Below are 18653 nucleotides of genomic sequence, written 5' to 3'. Positions count from 1 at the left end.
AATTGTTCATTAGAAATTGGCCTTTATCTTTGCACCACCATGACTGAAAAGATTCTTATCCTCGATTTCGGCTCCCAATATACGCAACTAATTGCACGCAGCATCCGGGAACTGAATATTTACTGTGAGATCAAGCCTTGCTTACAGCCCATCACCTGGGATCCATCCATCAAAGGTATTATCCTGTCAGGCAGCCCGTTCTCAGTGAACGACGCCAACGCCCCCAGCGTTGACATTGCCGCCATGGCCAATAAGGTACCTGTACTGGGTATTTGCTACGGCGCCCAGCTGATGGCAAAAAACTTTGGCGGGGAAGTGGCTAAAAGCAATAGCCGTGAATATGGCAGGGCTTTTATGGAGCACAGCAACAGGGAAGAGTCTTTATTATATGACATATCTGCCAAAAGCCAGGTATGGATGAGCCATGCTGATACCATTGTACGCATGCCGGAGGGTTTTGAGATCATTGCCCGTACGGAAAATATACCGGTGGCAGCTTTCAAAAGCCACTCCCTTACCGCCCATCCCATCCTGGGCATTCAGTTCCATCCTGAGGTGACCCATTCCCTGGAAGGCAAGCTTTTACTGCGCAACTTCCTGGTACACATCTGCGATTGCAAACAGGACTGGACCCCGGCGGCCTTTGTACAGGAAACCGTGGCCCGCATCAAAGAGCAGGTAGGCAACAAAAGGGTGGTAATGGCCCTGAGCGGGGGGGTAGACTCCACCGTGGCCGCAGAGCTGATCCATAAAGCCATTGGCCAGAACCTGTTCTGCATTTTTGTGGATAACGGCCTGCTGCGCAAGGATGAATTTGAGACCGTGCTGGAATCCTACAAACATATGGGCCTGAATGTGAAGGGGGTAAATGCCAAGCAACTGTTTTACAATGAGTTAAACGGCGTGAGCGATCCTGAGAAGAAGCGCAAGATCATCGGCCGCCTGTTCATAGAGGTGTTCCAGCATGAAGCTACTGAGCTGACCGATATTTCCTTCCTGGGACAGGGTACCATTTACCCGGACGTGATCGAATCCGTATCGGTGAACGGCCCTTCCGTTACCATTAAATCACACCACAACGTGGGCGGCCTGCCGGAGAAAATGAACATGCAGCTGGTAGAGCCTTTACGTTTCCTCTTTAAAGACGAAGTACGCCGGGTAGGCCGCGAGATCGGGATCAGTGAGCTGTTCCTGGGACGGCACCCCTTCCCCGGACCTGGACTGGCCATCCGCATACTGGGCGCTATCACGCCCGAGAAGGTAGCCATGCTGCAGGAAGCAGACGCCATCTATATTGAAGGGCTGCGTGAAGCAGGCCTGTACGACAAAGTATGGCAGGCGGGCACCATCCTGCTGCCTGTACAGAGCGTAGGCGTAATGGGGGATGAAAGAACCTATGAATTCACAGTAGCGCTCCGCGCCGTTACTTCAGTAGACGGTATGACGGCAGACTGGGCACATTTGCCATACGAGTTCCTCGCCAGGATGTCCAGCGACATCATAAACAAGGTAAAAGGTATCAACCGCGTTGTGTACGATATCAGTTCCAAACCGCCCGCTACCATTGAATGGGAGTAATAGTCGTAAGTCGTTAGCCGTAAGTCGTTAGTAATTAGTGGTTAGTGATCAGTGCTACGATTTTGCTCCTTACTGACGACTGATGACTTACGACTAATGACTATTAACCGGGAATGATTTTTGTAATTCAAAGAACGCTATGAGCCGAAAAACCATCAACAAAAAACTGTTAGCTGTATCAGTACTGGCAATGTTCCTGAGCGCCTGTTCGCTGTTCAAAAGCGGTACAAGCACCAGCACGAATGTTCCGAAAACAGAAACATCCAAACCGAAAACCGAAGAAAAAAAGAAAGACGAGGAAAAGAAAGCAGAAGCCAAAGCAGCCCCCTTCAATGTGCCTGCCTTTGCCAAGGAAGTAAAAAGATCCTCTTACAACGTTGCTTTATTTGCTCCTTTATATCTTGATTCCGTATTTGCAAGTTCCATGGATATTCCCGGGCGCACCATGCCACGCTATGTGCTGCCCGGCCTGGATTTCTACGAAGGCGCACAGCTTGCGCTGGACACTTTACGCCAGCAGGGCCTGAACCTCAACGTGATTGTATACGACAGCAAATCCCGCATGAACAGCATACCCAACCTGGTGCGTAACAGGAACCTGGATGCGGTAGACCTGATCATCGCCTCCGTGAGCAATCCGGAACTGAAAGAGCTGGCTGATTTTGCACGCAGCAAGGAAGTGAACCTGGTATCCGCCACCTACCCGAATGATGGGGGTGTAAGCGCCAACCCTTTCCTGCTGATCACCAACAGCACCTTAAAGACGCACTGCGAAGCATTGCAGAACTATGTGCAGACAGGCTTTGCCACCAAGAACATTGTACTGCTGCGCCGCAACAACAGTATTGAATCGCGTATAGCAAATGATATCAAAGCGGCTTACGACAAAATGCAGAGCGACCGCAAAGTACGTATCAAGGAAGTAGTCTGGAATGAAGGCACTACCGATATGGAACTGTCTCAAAACCTGCTGGCCGACCGGCCCAACATCTGCATCGTGACCGCACTGGATGAAGCAGGCGCTAAAGCCATCCTGCAGAAGCTAAGCGTACAAAGCGCCACTTATCCCCTGCACATCTTCGGTATGCCTACCTGGGATGTAATGAAGTTCAAAGAGCCGGAGCTGAAAAGCCTGCAGCTGTACTACTCCACTCCTTACTTCAATGATAAGCTGGATGCCTACAGCCGCTTTATCGGCGACTATTTCAAGCGCGTGTATAAAGCACGTCCTTCCGATATGGCCTACAAAGGTTTTGAAGCCACTTACTACTTTCTCAAGCTGCTGAACGATAAAGGGGTGTATTTCAATACCGCTGTAAACGATCCTTCCAAAAAGGTGTTCACCAGCTATAACTACCAGCCGGTATACCTGAAAGAGAACGAAGCGCAGCCGGATTATTTCGAGAACAAGAATATTTACATTATACAGAAAAGCGACAGCGCAGATGTACGGCTGAATAACTAGCTGCTGGCTGTTAGCTGTTAGCTATTAGCGAAATGCCGGGAGATGATACATCTTCCGGCATTTTTTTTACTAGCTACTGGCTGTTAGCTGTTGGCTATTAGTGAAATGCCGGGAGATGATACATCTTCCGGCATTTTTTTTGACGCCTTGTATTTGGTAGCTTTAGCTAAAAGCTAAATGCTAACAGCCAATAGCTAGTTACATGTCTGTTCTCCAATTTACCGATAAGGGCATTTACTGTGCGGCCGGCGACTTCTACATTGATCCCTGGCGGCCGGTACAACGTGCGGTGATCACGCATGCGCATTCAGATCATGCCCGCTGGGGGCATCAGCATTATCTCTGTCAGCACGACAGCGTTCCATTACTCAAACTGCGTTTAGGCGATATCAGCGTACAGGGTGTGAACTTTGGGGAGACCATTGCTTACAATGGGGTGCGGGTATCCCTGCATCCTGCCGGGCATATTATCGGCAGTGCACAGGTACGTGTACAGCAAGGCAATGAAGTATGGGTGGTAAGCGGGGATTACAAAATAGAGAACGACGGGCTTTCCGGGCAGTTTGAGCCCCTGCCCTGCCAGGTGTTCATCACGGAATGCACGTTTGGACTGCCTATTTACAACTGGCAGCCGCAAGGCATCATCTTCAGCCAGATCAGGGACTGGATCAACGAAAACCGGGAGAACGGGAAGAGCAGCGTGCTGCTGGCCTATAGCCTGGGCAAGGCGCAGCGGCTGATGTATAACTTAGCAGACAGTGTAGACCGCTTTATGGTACATGGGGCCATTGATGTGGCGCACCAGGTGTTGCTGGCCAACGGGCATTTACTACCGCCTGCACAACGCATTACACCGGATACGCCGAAGGCGGATCTGAAAGGGGCCGTGATCATTGCGCCGCCCTCGGCAGCGGGGAGTGTGTGGATGCGGAAATTTAATCCTTATGCGCTGGGGATCTGCAGCGGATGGATGCAGGTTCGTGGGCATATGCGCAGGCGCAATGCCGATGCAGGATTTGCGCTGTCTGATCATGCGGATTGGACGGGATTGCTGCAGGTAGTAAAGGCAACGGGCGCGGAACAAGTGTTTACCACGCATGGGTTTAGCAGCGCGTTTGCAAGGTATTTGCAGGAGAATGGGATAGCGGCAGCGGAGGTGAAGACGGAGTTTGGAACGGAGGATGAAGAAGAAAATGTTGAGGTTTGAGGTTTGAAGTTTGAGGTTTGAGGTTTGAGGTTTGAAGTTCGTTAGAGGTTAAAAGTTCAAAACATATTTTTCGGCCTCATCCAAAACATCTGAAATAAAAGATATCGACTTTCGTGCTGGTTTTTCATCAGCAACCTCCAACCTTCAACGAACCTCAAACCTCAAACCTCAAACCTCAAACTTCAAACCTCAAACCTCAGACTTTTTAATACAAGTTCATGAAAGCATTCACCAACTTAGTACAGGTTATCAGCAACAGCACAAAAACCAATGAAAAGCTGGATGCCTTACGCGGTTATTTCGCAACAGCGGATGACCGGGATAAGCCATGGGTACTGGCCCTGTTCAGCGGGCGGCGGCCCAAACGTACTGTGAACAGCACGCAATTAAAGAACTGGTGTATACAAGCCGCAGGATTACCGGAATGGCTGTTTGAAGAATGCTATCATTCAGTAGGAGACCTCGCAGAAACCATCGCCTTACTGCTACCGGAAACGGGACAACGATTATCTACCCATCCCCTTCACTACTGGCTGGAGCAACTTATCGCCATAGAAAAAGCACCGGAACCCGAAAAACAACAATTCATACTACAAGCCTGGCAGGAGCTGGATACCAATGAGCGGTTTGTGTTCAATAAGCTCATCACCGGCGGTTTCCGTATAGGCGTCTCACAGCAAATGATGGTGAATGCACTGGCACAAACTTATGATATACCGGCTGCCACATTATCGCACATGATCAGCGGTAACTGGGACCCGCGGCAAACCAGCCTGGATGCATTGTTACATGAAAACCATGCTGGCGCTGATGCTTCCAAGCCCTACCCTTTTTACCTGGCCTACGCCCTGGAAGCAGAGCCGGATACATTAGGAACGCCGGAAGAATGGATCGCAGAATGGAAATGGGATGGCATCCGCGGACAACTTATCAAACGTAATGATCAGCTGTTTGTATGGTCAAGAGGGGAAGAGCTGATCACAGAAAAGTTCCCGGAGTATGCGCCATTACTGAGTATCCTTCCTGAAGGCACCGTGGTAGACGGAGAGATCCTTACCTACAGCAATAATTTCCCACTGCCCTTCCAGTTTCTGCAAACACGCATCGGCCGCAAGAACGTTACGCGTAAACAACTGCAGGAAGCGCCGGTAGTATTCCTTTCCTATGATCTGCTGGAATGGGAAGGCAAAGACATCCGCGATACACCGCTGGTGGAACGGCGGCAGCTGCTGGAGCAACTGGTAGAAAAAGTAAATCATCCCGCCCTGCGCTTATCCCCCGTGATCACCTTCGACAGCTGGGAACGGCTCACCGCATTGCGGCAGCAAGCCCGGGACCAGGGCAGCGAAGGACTGATGCTGAAAAGAAGCAACTCTCCCTACCAGGTAGGCCGCAAACGGGGCGACTGGTGGAAATGGAAGATCGATCCCTTTACCATCGATGCGGTGATGATCTATGCGCAGAAAGGGCATGGGCGCCGCGCCGACCTCTATACCGATTATACTTTTGCCGTGAAAGATGGCGATCAGCTGGTGCCCTTCACCAAGGCATATTCAGGCCTTACAGATAAAGAGATCGGCGAGGTGGATTATTGGGTGAAAAGGAACTCGCTGGAGAAATTTGGCCCGGTAAGAACCGTAAAGCCGGAGCTGGTATTTGAGATCGCTTTTGAAGGCATTGCCGCCAGCAACCGCCATAAATCAGGCGTGGCGCTACGCTTCCCGAGAATTCACCGCTGGAGGAAAGATAAATCTCCACAGGAGATCAATACACTGGAAGACCTGCAGCAACTGCTGCAACAATACAAAGGTATGTGATGCCCGTTTTTCTGCTATTTTTATCCTGCTGATAAATCACTGCCATATTGGTAAATCATCGCCTACATACTGACGCTTCCTTCCTTTCAAGCATCGCCCGGGGAGATGAAAAGGCCTTTGCCCGGCTGTTTCATGCGTATAAGCAGCTGGTATATAATGTAGCGTGGACCTATACCGAGAATAAGGCCTTGTCGGAAGAGATCCTGCAGGACGTATTCCTGATCACCTGGAAGAACCGGGAGCAGCTGACTGCCATCAAGGACCTGGCCGCGTACCTATATACCATTGCCAGGAACCGCTCCTTAAGGGTATTAAAACAGCTGGCGGCAGGCAGAACACAGGACCTCAGCGCAGTTGCTGATCTCATGGCATCTGACATTGATCCGGTATACCAGCTTTCCGAGCACCGGATCCAGGAGCTGTTGCAAAAGGCATTGGCCATACTCAGTCCGCAGCAGCGGAAAGTGTTTGAACTGAGCCGGATAGAAGGGCTTCCGCGGGAAGAGATCGCAAAAGAAATGGGCATCAGCAAGGCTACCGTCAGCGTTCACCTCACCATTGCCCTCCGTTTGGTAAGGGCTTTCCTGGTATCCAGCCTGGAGGTTTTTATCGTATTTCTGCACCGCCGGGATCTTTTTTAAAAAAAATTTTACGTTCCACTAATAATCTGCGCCCTCCACGGTCTCTTACTATTATGCAAACAGCGCGCTTTGAATATCTTTTTCAACAGTACCTGCGGAAGTCGTATACCGAAGCAGAGCGGGAAGAGTTCTTTGCGTTGCTCCAGCAGCCTGCTTACCAGGCTTTGCTGGACAAGCTCAGCGAGCAATATGATGTTCCTGCCAACCAGGCACCTGCGGTTGACGAGCAGGCAGCTGAAGAGATATTGAACGCCATTCTTACCATTTCAAGGCCGGCGACCAGGCCTGCCGGACGGGTGTATCTGCTGCGCAAATGGGGATGGGCAGCCGCTGTTATCCTGTTAATTAGTGCAGGCGCTTATTTGTTAAGCCTTCAAAGAAAAAATACAACTGTAGCGACGCCTGGTACCGCCATGCTGCCAGATATAGCGCCCGGCCAACAAGGTGCTATCCTTACCCTGGCAGATGGCAGCCAGGTAGTGCTGGACAGCCTTAAGAACGGGCTCGTGGCCAGGCAGAACGGCGCACAGGTGGTGTTACAAAACGGGCAACTCAGCTACGACGCTGTGGGCGAAGCAGGTCCGCAAATAAGCTACAATACTATTACCGCCCCACGTGGACGACAGTTCCAGCTGGTACTGCCAGACGGTTCACGCGTATGGCTGAATGCCGCCTCTTCCCTCACCTATCCCACTGCTTTCAGCGGCAGGGAAAGAAGCGTACAAATCAGCGGCGAGGCCTATTTTGAAATCGCGCAAGATGAGCAGCGGCCTTTCATGGTAAATATTGACAAGGAAACGGGCATACAGGTATTAGGAACCCGCTTTAACGTACATGCATACCCCGACGAAGCAGCTATAAGAACCACCCTGGTAGAAGGAGCTGTGCGCATGATCAGTGGACAACATACAGCCCTGCTGTCGCCCGGACAAGCGGCACGGATTCAGAGCCGCGCGGGCAAACAGGCCATTGAAATTATAAACAACACAGATCTTGAGAAGGCGCTTGCCTGGAAGAACGGGCTTTTTGATTTTGAAGATACCAGCCTGGAAGAGGTAATGCGGCAAGTGTCCAGGTGGTATGATATTGAGATCGTGTATGAAACCGGCGTTCCGCCTATTGTATTCGGGGGTAAAATAAGCAGGGACATGCCATTATCCGACCTTTTAAAAGTGCTTGACGACTCAGAAGTACATTTCCGAACAGAAGGCCGGCGCCTGATCGTAATGCCTTAAAGGCGACCTATTATTCAGCTGATCAACCATCCACGTTAATAACAGATTGTTATGAAAAAGGGAATCACCAACTCTATTGTGCATGTAATGCCCCTTACCTTCGTTTTTTTAACGGCGTTCTTTGTGCAAATAAGCGCCAGGGCGCTGTCGCAAACCATTACCTTTTCTGCAAAGGAGATGGCATTGCAGCAGATCTTTCCCCTTATTGAAAAGCAGACCGGCTTTGTTGTTTTTTACAACAAAGAGCTGCTAAAGGATGCCAGGCCAGTATCTGCCACAGTAAAAGATATGCCGCTGGCTGATTTCCTGGCCCTTATCCTGAAAGATCAGCCGCTGCATTTTCGTATAGTAGGCAAAACGATCGTACTCTCCAGGAAAACCGCTGCTGCGCAGCAGAATGAGATCCCCATCAAAGGAAAGGTAACGGCCCCAGGTGGTGAAGCGTTGCCAGGCGTTTCCATTAAAGTAAAGGGTAGTTCAGCAGGAACCGTTACAGACGCCAGCGGAAATTTTGTGCTGCTGGTACCCGGCGAAGATGCGGTGCTGCAGTTCTCTTCTATTGGCTACCTCACAAAGGAAATAACGGTAGGGGCCCAACGTAATATTACCCTGGTACTTGAAGAGAATGCCCGCCAGATGAACGAGGTGGTGATAACGGCGCTGGGCATTAAAAGAGAAAAGAAAGCATTGGGATATGCCATTGGAGAAGTAGGTGGCGATGAACTCAACAAAGCCAGGGAACCGAATGTAATCAATTCTCTGGCAGGTAAAGTACCTGGTCTTGTGATCAATACTACGGCCGGCGGTCCCTCCGGCTCTACCCGGGTGATCATCAGGGGCAATACAGAGCTTTCGGGAAACAATCAGCCCCTGTATGTAGTGGACGGCGTGCCTATTGACAACAGTAACCCCGGCAGCGCAGGCACTTACGGCGGTTACGACCTGGGTGACGGGATCTCCAGCATCAACCCGGATGATATCGAAACCGTATCTGTATTAAAAGGGCCCGCAGCATCCGCATTATATGGCAGCAGGGCTTCGCATGGCGTGATCCTGATCACTACCAAGAAAGGCACAAAGAAAAAAGGATTGGGCGTTGAGCTGAACAGCACCAGCAGCTTTGAACGTATACTCACCCGTTTTGAGAACTACCAGTATAGCTATGGCCAGGGCAATAATGGTCTGCTACCGGGCCGGGGCGACCGCGGTTCCGTGACCAGCAACTGGGGCGCTAAGCTGGACCCCGGCCTCACCATCATTGGTTTTGACGGAAAAGAGCGGCCTTATTCGCTGGTGCCGAACAACATTCAAAACTTCTTTCGCACCGGTATGACATTCACCAATACGCTTTCTTTTTCCTCTGGCAATGAGCAGAGCACTTTTCGTGGGTCTGTATCCGATATGCGTAATACGGACATCCTGCCTAACAGTGATATGTCGCGCAATACCTTTACCCTGCGCGGCACTTCGCGGTTCGGGAAAAAACTGAACCTGGACGCCAAGGTGAACTACGTCCGGGAAAAAGTGCACAACCGCCCTGCTTTGTCAGACAGCAAGAACAATGCCGCCTATAGCCTGATAGGGCTGGCCAACAATTATGACCAGGCATGGCTGGCAAATGATAAAGATGAAAATGGCACTTATTACGATTGGAACGGTGGTAATCCCTGGCGTTTAAATCCTTACTGGTCGCTATACGAGATGAGCAACAAATCAGAGAAGAACCGCATCATTGCCTCCGGCCAGTTAAGGTACGAGCTGAGCCCGGCCATCAGTGCACAACTGACCTCTGGCATTGATTACAGTGGTTATTATTTTGAAGAGTATGTGCCGCGCACAACGCCCGGAGATATTCCCGGCAGGCTGAGAAGACAGACCTTTGACAACCTCACCTATAACCACGAATTACTGATCAGTTTTAGAAAAGGCTTTAAAGACATCTCGCTTTCCGCCAATATCGGCGGCAGCATTTTCGGTATTGATAATACGATCATGGATGCCGAAGGCAAGAACATGAAAGGCGATGCGATCTCCCTGAACAGCTATCTGCAGAAAGATGTAAAGCAGTCTTCCTATCGCAAAGAGATCAACTCCGTGTTTGGCATGATCTCCGCCGGGTATAAGAGCTACCTGTATGTAGATGCCACTCTTCGCAGGGATCAGTCGTCTACCCTACCGGTTGCGGATAACACCTATTTGTATCCTTCCGTATCAGGTAGCTTCATATTTACAGATGCCTTCAAACTGGCCGGTAAATGGCTGAATTTCGGTAAGCTGCGTGCATCCTGGGCACAGGTAGGCGGCGACACCAATCCTTTTCAGCTGGCCTTAAGCTACAACCTGCTGGGATTGCCCTATGAAGACTACGGCCTGGCATACATTGCCCAGGAAACCAAGCCCAACCCGGATCTGCGGCCTTCGCGCACACGGTCCATAGAATTAGGAACAGAGCTTAAATTCCTGAACAACCGCCTGGGGCTAGACTTTACTTATTACCGGCAGAACAGCAAGGACCAGATCGTCACCGTTCCTTCTTCCATTACATCAGGGTTCAGGTTCCAGGTGATCAATGCCGGGGAGATCGTCAATAACGGTATGGAAGTATTGCTAACCGGCAGCCCGGTGCGTAACAAAAACTTCTCCTGGGACCTGTCTGTCAACTTTGCCAGGAACGTGAACAAAGTGATCTCACTGGCGCCCGGCCTTGATGACCTCTCCCTCGCAGAAGCCCGCTGGGCAGGCGCCCGCATTGTAGCCAGGAAAGGAGAATTGTACGGCGCCATCATCGGCAAAGATTTTAAACGGTCGCCCGACGGACAGATCATCGTGGATGCGAATACGGCCTTACCCGTACCTACAGACAACTTCACCGTATTGGGCAAAGGCACCTGGGACTGGACAGGTGGGCTTAGCAGCACCTTCAATTATAAAGGCATTTATCTTACCGCGCTGTTTGATGTAAAATGGGGAGCAGACCTCTTTTCTATGACGAATATGATCGCACATGCCAACGGCAGCGATCAGCATACCCTGGAGGGACGAGAGGGTTGGATCCGCTCCGAAGAAGAAAGAGAGGCCGCAGGCAAAAGTTCTGCCGAATGGACGCCCACCGGCGGCTATCTGCCCAAAGGAGTCATAGAAGAAAAAGACGCCAGCGGCAAAACAGTGTACCGGCCCAATACCCGTTATGTGAATCCCAGCGTATGGTGGCAAAACTTCCAGAACTCAGGACAAATACCTACTCCCTATATCTATGACGCCAGCTATATCAAGATGCGGGAGCTGACCGTAGGCTACTCGCTTCCCGCAGCATGGCTGAAAAGAACATTTGTGACAAGTGCCGCTATCTCTGTAGTAAGCCGTAACCCTTTCATCATTTATAAGCGGGTACCCAATGTTGATCCTGACTCCAACTATAATAACAGTAACGGTCAGGGACTGGAATATGGTTCCTTACCTACCAGGAAAAGCTGGGGCATCAACCTGAACGCTAAATTTTAATCCACGTTCATTTTTAAATATCATCACTATGTTTATCAGATCTTGTACCTGGATAGTGTTAATAGCAGCCGTGATCACAATGGCCGGCTGTAAAAAGGATTATGAAGCGCTGAACAAAGACCCGGATACCTCTTCCGATATAGATCCCAACCACCAGCTTTCGCTATGCCAGCTGCAAACAACAGGCTTCCGTGATGTGACCTTGCCCGTTTTAGAATTCCTCTCGCCGATGATACAGCAGCATGCAGGCAGCTGGGGATCTCAATTCGGCGGTTTATACAAGCAATATGATTTTGACTCCAACAGGATGTTCTCGAATATGTACCCGCAGATGATCAAGAACCTGGTAGATATTGTTATGCGCACCACCGGCGATCCGGCAAAAGTGAATATCAACGCCGTGGCCAGGATCTTTAAGGTGTACCTTTTCTCAAAGCTGACAGATACCTACGGAGACGTTCCTTATTTTGATGCGGGAAAGGGCTATATCAACGGTATAGACAGGCCCGCATATGACCGGCAGGAGGATATTTACAAAGATTTTTTCCGTGAGCTGGATGCTGCTGTGAAAGCGCTGGACATGAGCAAGGACAAGGTTACCGGCGATATTATCTATCACGGCAATATTGCACAGTGGCAGAAATTCGGGAACTCGTTGCGTTTGCGCCTGGCCATGCGCGTGATCAAAGCGGATCCTGCTATGGCTAAAACGGAAGCAACAGCGGCGATCAATGGCGTGGGCGGTTTGATCTTATCTGCTGAAGATAACGCGATCACCAAGCACCTGAATATCCATAACGGCTATAACTGGGAGTTCAGGGGCAATGGGCTGTCGGCCGGCATTGTAGGAGAAGGAGAACGGCCGGATATCTGTATCGCTTCCACCTTATGGGATCATCTTGCGCAAACACATGACCCGCGCCAGTTCATCCTGGGCAGGGCTTACCTGAATGACAGCCGCCAGCAACCTTTTGGCCGCACGGATATTACAGAGCTGCTGAAAAAAAGTGACCTGGGCTTTGCCCCTGTAAAGCCGGGTAATTTCTGGTGGGACGACTGGCCCGGTGGTTTTGCACTACCAGATGAGCCGATATACGCACATGTAGAAGACAGATGGCTGGATTCGGAACGCCGTCCGCAAATAGCGAATGCCTTAATTACATTTGATGCGCCGGGCATTCACATCACGAATGCAGAAGTTGAATTGCTCCTGGCCGAAGCATCACTGCGCTGGAATATCAACGGAAGTGCGGAACAACATTACAAGAACGGCGTAGATGCTGCTATTAAATCTTTAACCCTGTACCCCGCGGTGAAAGCGGTTCCGCAAGACAGCATCGATCAATATATAACAGCAAATCCCCTGGGGGCAGGCGAAGCAGCCTTGCAGCATATCAATGAACAACTATGGGTGTACTATTTCATGGATGGTGTACAGGCCTTTGCCAATTGGCGGCGCTCCGGTTATCCGAAGCTGAAATCCGTGAGCGATCCCTCGAGAGGATCGGAATCCGCTACCATTCCCAGGCGGCTGCCCTACCCGATTTTTGAAAGCATCGATAATAAAGATAATTACAATGCCGCCGTTCAGCGGCTGGGCGGTAAGGACGACTGGACCAAACCTGTGTGGTGGGATAAATAATAATACTAAACTGACTAAACGCAACCATCGTATGCATCATGCGCTTAAATATCCTGTTGTATTGTTTTTATTTCTGAGCCTGTACTGCGCCTGCAAAAAAGATCCGCAAAACCCGCCGCTGACGGAAGCAGACTATCCACGTATACTCGGCACCTGGACAAAGGAAGCCAATGTATATGAAGGCGACACCGTGGAATATGACATCCAGTTCTCACCGGCTCATCTCTGTAAGGCCAGCTGGAAGGTGAACGGCGTGGAAGTGTGGACAAAGCCGCACTTCCGCTTTGGATGTCCGCCGGTTACACAAAAAGATACCCTTCAGCTCTACCTGGAAGTCAGGAATGGAGACCAGGTAAATTCCAGGAGCGGTATTATCATTTTAAACCCGAAGCCCTAGCAAGGTTGCCCTGCAAGGTGCGGAATAATTAGTATATTGTACAGTAATCTAACCATTAAACAGTACAATATTCTAATGGAATTGAATGATATAGTATTGGATGACAAAGATCTGGGCATCCTTAAACTGTTGCAGGAAGATGCCAAGATGACGATACGGGATATTGCCTCCCGTATGAACCTGAGCGCTACGCCCGTATATGAGCGGATCCGCAAAATGGAGCAGTCGGGCGTAATCCGCCAGTATGCCGCTATTGTAGACCCGCGTAAGATCAATAAGGGATTGACCGTACTGTGTTACATCTCGCTCAAAGAACATGGTAAAAAAGCAGGCGGTAAATTTATCCGGGAAGTAACAGGATTTACAGAGGTAACGGAATGCCTGAACATCTCCGGGCAGTTTGACTTTATGCTGAAAGTGCAGGTAAAGGATATGAACGCTTATTACGAATTCAATGTAAATAAGCTGGGCGAGCTGGATAATATCGGGCATATGGAAAGCGTGTTCGTTATGTCTGTTATCAAGGCTACTCACAAAATTGTGTAAGAATCCCTTTACTTTGCAGTATGCTACACCGGTACCCACAATTAGTGACTGAAAAGAATGACCATGTGCTGCAATCGGCCACCATGCCTTTTGCCAGGTATAAAACGGCCGTCACCACTGACAAGCGGACCAACTTCATCACAGAGCATACGCTGTTGTTTGTGCTGGGCGGACATAAGCTCCTGCACATTGGCGAGCATACGCATATTGCGGAGGCGGGGCATGTAATGCTGATGAAACGCGGCATTTATACCATGTCTGAATTCATACCGGAGGGACTGAACTACGAAGCATTGCTGCTGTTCTTTACCGATGAGTTCCTGAAGAAATTCCTGCACAGCTACCAGCTCTCTACTGCGGCGGCGCCGGAAACCGCCTCCCACCTGGTGATCCCTACTAATGAGCTGCTGGATAATTTCAAGAACCAGTTCATGGGTTATTTCGGAAAAAATGTAGACGGGCTGGAAAACATCCTGCAGCTGAAACTGCAAGAACTGCTGCTGCTCTTACTGGCAGGCCCGCAGAAGCCCCAGGTGCTGACCTTTCTGCAGAGCATTGCATTCGGTCGTCCGCTGGATATCGATTATATAGTACGTACGCATCTCTTTCAGCCATTGTCGCTGGAAGAGCTGGCCAAACTTTCGGGCCGCAGCCTGGCCTCTTTTAAACGTGATTTTCAGCAGAAATTTCAGTGCCCGCCCAAGAAGTGGATCAATGAACAAAGATTGGCGCACGCACACATGCTGCTACAGCATACTGATAAACAGGTGTCTGAAATAGCGATGGAGTGCGGCTTTGAGAACATTCCCCATTTTATCAGGATATATAAACAGGAGTACGGTATTACCCCCAATACCGACAGAGCCAAAAAAGCAATTGTTTGAGCTTTTAGCGTTACCAGCAGTCCCCTGCTCACCAATACCTTTGCTTAAACATTTTTTCAATGAAAAACATAGTATTACTGCTTGCTGCTGCGGTATGGACATGGCATGCCAGCGCGCAGGACAACCAGGCCCTGGCACATCCTGAAAGCCTGAATGCTGATGGTCATTTCCTCTACGCCACCAACATCGGTAAAACCGGCGACCCTGCGGCCAGAGACGGCGACGGCTTTATCAGCAAACTGTCGCTGGATGGAAAGATGATCACTCCCAGCATTACCAGCGAAGTGTTAAATGCACCCAAAGGCACTGCTATTATTAAAGGCATTTTATACGTAGCAGACCTGGATCGTATTGTAGGCATTGATCTTGCTTCCGGGAAAAAAACAGCAGAGATCAGCCTCAGCGCTTATCACACCAACTTTGCCAATGACCTTACCGTGAAGGATGATCATACTTTATTTGTTTCACTGATGGACGTTGGCAAAATCGTGGAAGTGAACATCAGCAGCGGTACAACCACACCTGTAGTGGACCTCAAAGGCGCTAACGGCCTGCATTATGATAAGGCCAGCAAACATTTGTACACCTGCAATTTTCTTTTTGAGAACGTGCAGGGCGGCGAGATCGGCGTAGTGAGCTGGCAGGATCAACAACCCGTGTATGAAAGGATTGGCGACATTCACGGTGGCTTTGACGGCCTGGAACAACTGGATGCGCATACCCTGGTAGTATCTGACTGGGTGGCGATGGGACGTCCGGCCGGTATTGTAGAAAAAATAGACCTTCGCAGCAAAACAGCCAGCAAGATAGAGATGCCCCTCATTGCAGGCCCGGCTGATTTCTACCTGGACGCTAAAAAGAAACGCCTGTACATCCCTGTTATGCTGGAAAGCAAAGTGCTGATCCATTCACTGTAAAATAAATGAACGATGACCGAGCAGGAAAAGAACAAAGCGGTAGTAACCCGCTTTAACAAGGACTTTATTGAGAAAGGCGATCTGCAGGCCTTTGAAGAGATCGTGGCAGCTGATTTTGTGAACCGCAGCGCCTTTGCGATTGGCGCACAACCCGGCAGGGAAGGCGTGAGGGATTATATCATAGACGTGCTGCACAAAGCGCTTTCAGACATCAAGGTGGAGATCTTTGAGCAGATAGCAGAAGGCGATACCGTAGTGACCCGCAAAGCCATCACCGGCCTACAAACCGGCGAATTCATGGGGCAGCCTGCCAGCGGTAAAAGGGTATCGATGTACCTGATAGATATTGTGAAGTTGAAGAATGGTCAATACGCGGAGCACTGGCGTTACGGACAGGTGATCAGCAGCGGCGAATAAGCGCTTGTTGAAAATTATTGTTACATTAACCCTATGAACCGTAAGCATTTCCTTTCTGCTTTGCTGAGCACTGGTATGAGTATACCTGTGCTCAGCCGTTTTTCAAGGGCTGCTGCAAGTGCGGCTACTGTTGCTCCTTATCCTTTCATTCCCCCCTATTTAAAACCGGGCGATACGATCGGTATTACCTGTCCGGCGGGTTATATCAGCGCAGCAGAGATCCAGCCTGCCGTACGCATCCTGGAGAGCTGGGGCTTTAAAGTTCGTAGCGGCAATACCGTAGGCAAACGTGATTTTACTTTCGGCGGTACGGATGCAGAACGCTTGCAGGACCTGCAGGCTATGCTGGACAGTACGGATCTTCAGGCGATTATGTGTGGCCGCGGTGGATATGGATGTGCGAGGATCGTAGACCAATTGGACTTCACAAAATTCAGGGAACAACCCAAATGGGTGATCGGCTTCAGTGATATTACCGTGCTGCATTGTCATATTAACCGGCATTACGGTATTGCCAGCCTGCATTCAAAAATGTGCAACAGCTTCCCGGATGACTTTCAAAACGCAGATCCCGAAGTACAAAATACTATTCTTTCCATCCGGCAGGCATTAACGGGAGTGCCTATGCAGTACATTGCTTTGCCGGATGCGCGCAACCGCAACGGTGAAGCCAGCGGTATACTGATAGGCGGCAATCTCTCCATGATACAAAGTGTATCCGGCACAGATTCGGAAATAGATACGAATGGTAAAATACTCTTCCTGGAAGATGCCGGTGAGTATCTCTATAGCCTGGACCGCATGCTGGGCAACCTGCAACGTTCGCATAAGCTGGACAGCCTGGCAGGCCTTATCATCGGCGGCTTTAACCGCATTAAACCAGATGACCCGGGAGAAGAATTTGGCCGCACGGTTTACGATATGGTGCTGGATAGAGTGAAAGACCTGCCCTACCCTGTTTGCTTTAATTTCCCGGTAGGGCATCAGCGAAATAATTATGCGCTGAAATGCGGTGTGATGCACCGCTTAAACGTAAGCAGCGATAAAGTGGAACTTATGGAACTGAGATAAACATCAGGCCATTACCAATGCTATCACAAACAATATCGCCAACACGTACATCACAGGGCTGATCACTTTATATTGCCCGGTTAACAGTTTTAAGAGCACGTAAGACAGCATACCGAATACAATTCCCTCTGCAATGCTGTAGCTGTAAGGCATCATCACAATAGCCAGGAAGGCAGGAATAGCTTCTGTTACATCATTGAAATCTATTTTCATGACGGCGCTCATCATGAGCATGCCTACAATGATCAATGCGGGCGCCGTAGCCGCCTGCGGGATCATGGCGAATACAGGTGCAAAGAACAAGGCCAGCAGGAACATGAATGCAACGGTGAGCGCTGTTAAGCCGGTGCGGCCACCGGCCGCAATACCGCTGGCGCTTTCTACATAGGCAGTTACCACGCTGGTGCCTAACAGACCTGCAGCGGTAGTGCCCACTGCATCTGCCAACAGCGCCTGTTTAGCGCGCGGAATACGCCCCTGGCTGTCCAGCAGGCCGGCTTTATTACAAAGGCCTATCAAGGTGCCCACAGTATCAAACAGGTTTACCATGAGCAGGGTGAAAAGGATCAGTACCATGTCCATAGTGAAAATCCTGTCAAACTGCAGCTTAAAGGCAATAGGCGCCAGGGAGGGCGGAAGGCTCACCAGCCGGCCGTTCTCAGGCAAATGTGTTAAGCCGAACGGGATGCCCACCACGGTGGCGGCCAGTATACCGATGAGCAGCGCGGCGTTCACCTTACGGTACATCAGCACGGCGCTGACGATCAAACCTGTTAATGCGATCAATGGCCCGGCGCTGGTAATATCGCCTATCTTTAGCACCACACCTGCCAGGCGGTCGTTACCGACGTGCCGCATACCGGTTTCAATAATACCTGCATTAGCCATTCCTATCAATGCGATCAGGAGCCCGATGCCCGCAGAAATGGCATGCTTCAGGTTATCGGGTATGCTGTTGATGATGGCTTCGCGTATACGGAGCAGGGAGAGCGCAATGAAGATGATGCCTTCGAGGAAAACTGCGGTGAGCGCAAACTGCCAGCTGTAACCCATTCCCGCTACAATGGTGTATGCAAAGAAAGCGTTGAGCCCCATGCCGGGCGCCACGCCGATGGGCAGCTTTGCATACAGGGCCATTACCAGCGTACCAATGGCGGCCGACAGGGCGGTGGCGGTGATCAGCGCGTTAAAATCCATACCGGTGCTGGAAAGGATACCGGGGTTCACAGCGAGTATATACGCCATGGTGGAAAAGGTGGTCAGCCCCGCAAGGATCTCTTTTTTTACCGTAGTTTGATGTGCTGGTAAACGAAAGAATGTTGATAGCATGCACAA

The 18653-nt window shown here is 50.2% G+C and carries 15 protein-coding genes; 14 read left to right on the top strand and 1 reads right to left on the bottom strand.

Annotated elements, in window-relative coordinates; translation table 11 throughout:
* The first annotated feature begins 39 nt into the window (after nt 1-39).
* From guaA to ACR9Y8_RS23105, 14 genes are all read left to right on the top strand, one after another.
* Nucleotides 40-1578: a glutamine-hydrolyzing GMP synthase gene (gene guaA, locus ACR9Y8_RS23170; RefSeq protein WP_481215632.1), complete on the top strand. Its 1539-nt coding sequence runs from the start codon at nt 40-42 to the stop codon at nt 1576-1578.
* Between the two features lie 139 nt (nt 1579-1717).
* Nucleotides 1718-3043 (top strand): ABC transporter substrate-binding protein, encoded by a 1326-nt coding sequence (locus ACR9Y8_RS23165; protein WP_481215631.1) that lies wholly within the window; start codon nt 1718-1720, stop codon nt 3041-3043.
* Nucleotides 3044-3245: 202 nt separating this feature from the next.
* Complete coding sequence (locus ACR9Y8_RS23160; RefSeq protein ID WP_481215630.1) at nt 3246-4250, top strand: ligase-associated DNA damage response exonuclease; 1005 nt, start codon at nt 3246-3248, stop codon at nt 4248-4250.
* A gap of 218 nt (nt 4251-4468) precedes the next feature.
* Nucleotides 4469-6067: an ATP-dependent DNA ligase gene (locus ACR9Y8_RS23155; RefSeq protein ID WP_481215629.1), complete on the top strand. Its 1599-nt coding sequence runs from the start codon at nt 4469-4471 to the stop codon at nt 6065-6067.
* A gap of 47 nt (nt 6068-6114) precedes the next feature.
* On the top strand, nt 6115-6708 hold the full coding sequence (locus tag ACR9Y8_RS23150) for an RNA polymerase sigma-70 factor (RefSeq protein WP_481215628.1): 594 nt from the start codon (nt 6115-6117) through the stop codon (nt 6706-6708).
* 53 nt (nt 6709-6761) lie between these two features.
* On the top strand, nt 6762-7943 hold the full coding sequence (locus tag ACR9Y8_RS23145; protein ID WP_481215627.1) for a FecR domain-containing protein: 1182 nt from the start codon (nt 6762-6764) through the stop codon (nt 7941-7943).
* A gap of 51 nt (nt 7944-7994) precedes the next feature.
* Nucleotides 7995-11444, top strand: a complete 3450-nt coding sequence (locus tag ACR9Y8_RS23140; protein WP_481215626.1) for a SusC/RagA family TonB-linked outer membrane protein — start codon at nt 7995-7997, stop codon at nt 11442-11444.
* Nucleotides 11445-11472: 28 nt separating this feature from the next.
* Nucleotides 11473-13086, top strand: a complete 1614-nt coding sequence (locus ACR9Y8_RS23135) for a SusD/RagB family nutrient-binding outer membrane lipoprotein (RefSeq protein ID WP_481215625.1) — start codon at nt 11473-11475, stop codon at nt 13084-13086.
* A 31-nt stretch (nt 13087-13117) separates the two neighbouring features.
* Nucleotides 13118-13483 (top strand): hypothetical protein, encoded by a 366-nt coding sequence (locus ACR9Y8_RS23130; protein ID WP_481215624.1) that lies wholly within the window; start codon nt 13118-13120, stop codon nt 13481-13483.
* A 75-nt stretch (nt 13484-13558) separates the two neighbouring features.
* Entirely contained in the window at nt 13559-14029 is a 471-nt protein-coding gene (locus tag ACR9Y8_RS23125) for an Lrp/AsnC family transcriptional regulator (protein ID WP_481215623.1), read from the top strand.
* A gap of 20 nt (nt 14030-14049) precedes the next feature.
* Nucleotides 14050-14913 carry a helix-turn-helix transcriptional regulator gene (locus ACR9Y8_RS23120; RefSeq protein ID WP_481215622.1) on the top strand — a complete coding sequence of 288 codons (864 nt, stop codon included), beginning with the start codon at nt 14050-14052 and terminating at the stop codon, nt 14911-14913.
* 59 nt (nt 14914-14972) lie between these two features.
* Entirely contained in the window at nt 14973-15830 is an 858-nt protein-coding gene (locus ACR9Y8_RS23115) for a YncE family protein (RefSeq protein ID WP_481215621.1), read from the top strand.
* 12 nt (nt 15831-15842) lie between these two features.
* Nucleotides 15843-16247 (top strand): ester cyclase, encoded by a 405-nt coding sequence (locus tag ACR9Y8_RS23110; protein WP_481215620.1) that lies wholly within the window; start codon nt 15843-15845, stop codon nt 16245-16247.
* 33 nt (nt 16248-16280) lie between these two features.
* Nucleotides 16281-17318 carry a S66 peptidase family protein gene (locus ACR9Y8_RS23105; RefSeq protein WP_481215619.1) on the top strand — a complete coding sequence of 346 codons (1038 nt, stop codon included), beginning with the start codon at nt 16281-16283 and terminating at the stop codon, nt 17316-17318.
* A gap of 3 nt (nt 17319-17321) precedes the next feature.
* Here the strand turns inward: ACR9Y8_RS23105 and ACR9Y8_RS23100 are convergent, their stop codons facing one another.
* The gene (locus tag ACR9Y8_RS23100; protein WP_481215618.1) at nt 17322-18647 is read right to left on the bottom strand and encodes an NCS2 family permease; all 1326 of its coding nucleotides are present in this window, start codon (nt 18645-18647) and stop codon (nt 17322-17324) included.
* Nucleotides 18648-18653: the final 6 nt, after the last annotated feature.

This window comes from Chitinophaga sp. SVR4-12A (assembly GCF_056754765.1).
This window is presented reverse-complemented; position numbering and strand designations above follow the sequence as displayed.

Coding starts and splice junctions, on each gene's coding strand:
- ACR9Y8_RS23145 (WP_481215627.1), top strand. CDS start 6,762: ATGCAAACAGCGCGCTTTGAATATCTTTTTCAACAGTACCTGCGGAAG.
- ACR9Y8_RS23130 (WP_481215624.1), top strand. CDS start 13,118: ATGCATCATGCGCTTAAATATCCTGTTGTATTGTTTTTATTTCTGAGC.
- ACR9Y8_RS23120 (WP_481215622.1), top strand. CDS start 14,050: ATGCTACACCGGTACCCACAATTAGTGACTGAAAAGAATGACCATGTG.
- ACR9Y8_RS23155 (WP_481215629.1), top strand. CDS start 4,469: ATGAAAGCATTCACCAACTTAGTACAGGTTATCAGCAACAGCACAAAA.
- ACR9Y8_RS23115 (WP_481215621.1), top strand. CDS start 14,973: ATGAAAAACATAGTATTACTGCTTGCTGCTGCGGTATGGACATGGCAT.
- ACR9Y8_RS23110 (WP_481215620.1), top strand. CDS start 15,843: ATGACCGAGCAGGAAAAGAACAAAGCGGTAGTAACCCGCTTTAACAAG.
- ACR9Y8_RS23160 (WP_481215630.1), top strand. CDS start 3,246: ATGTCTGTTCTCCAATTTACCGATAAGGGCATTTACTGTGCGGCCGGC.
- ACR9Y8_RS23140 (WP_481215626.1), top strand. CDS start 7,995: ATGAAAAAGGGAATCACCAACTCTATTGTGCATGTAATGCCCCTTACC.
- ACR9Y8_RS23105 (WP_481215619.1), top strand. CDS start 16,281: ATGAACCGTAAGCATTTCCTTTCTGCTTTGCTGAGCACTGGTATGAGT.
- ACR9Y8_RS23125 (WP_481215623.1), top strand. CDS start 13,559: ATGGAATTGAATGATATAGTATTGGATGACAAAGATCTGGGCATCCTT.
- ACR9Y8_RS23135 (WP_481215625.1), top strand. CDS start 11,473: ATGTTTATCAGATCTTGTACCTGGATAGTGTTAATAGCAGCCGTGATC.
- ACR9Y8_RS23100 (WP_481215618.1), bottom strand. CDS start 18,647: ATGCTATCAACATTCTTTCGTTTACCAGCACATCAAACTACGGTAAAA.
- guaA (WP_481215632.1), top strand. CDS start 40: ATGACTGAAAAGATTCTTATCCTCGATTTCGGCTCCCAATATACGCAA.
- ACR9Y8_RS23165 (WP_481215631.1), top strand. CDS start 1,718: ATGAGCCGAAAAACCATCAACAAAAAACTGTTAGCTGTATCAGTACTG.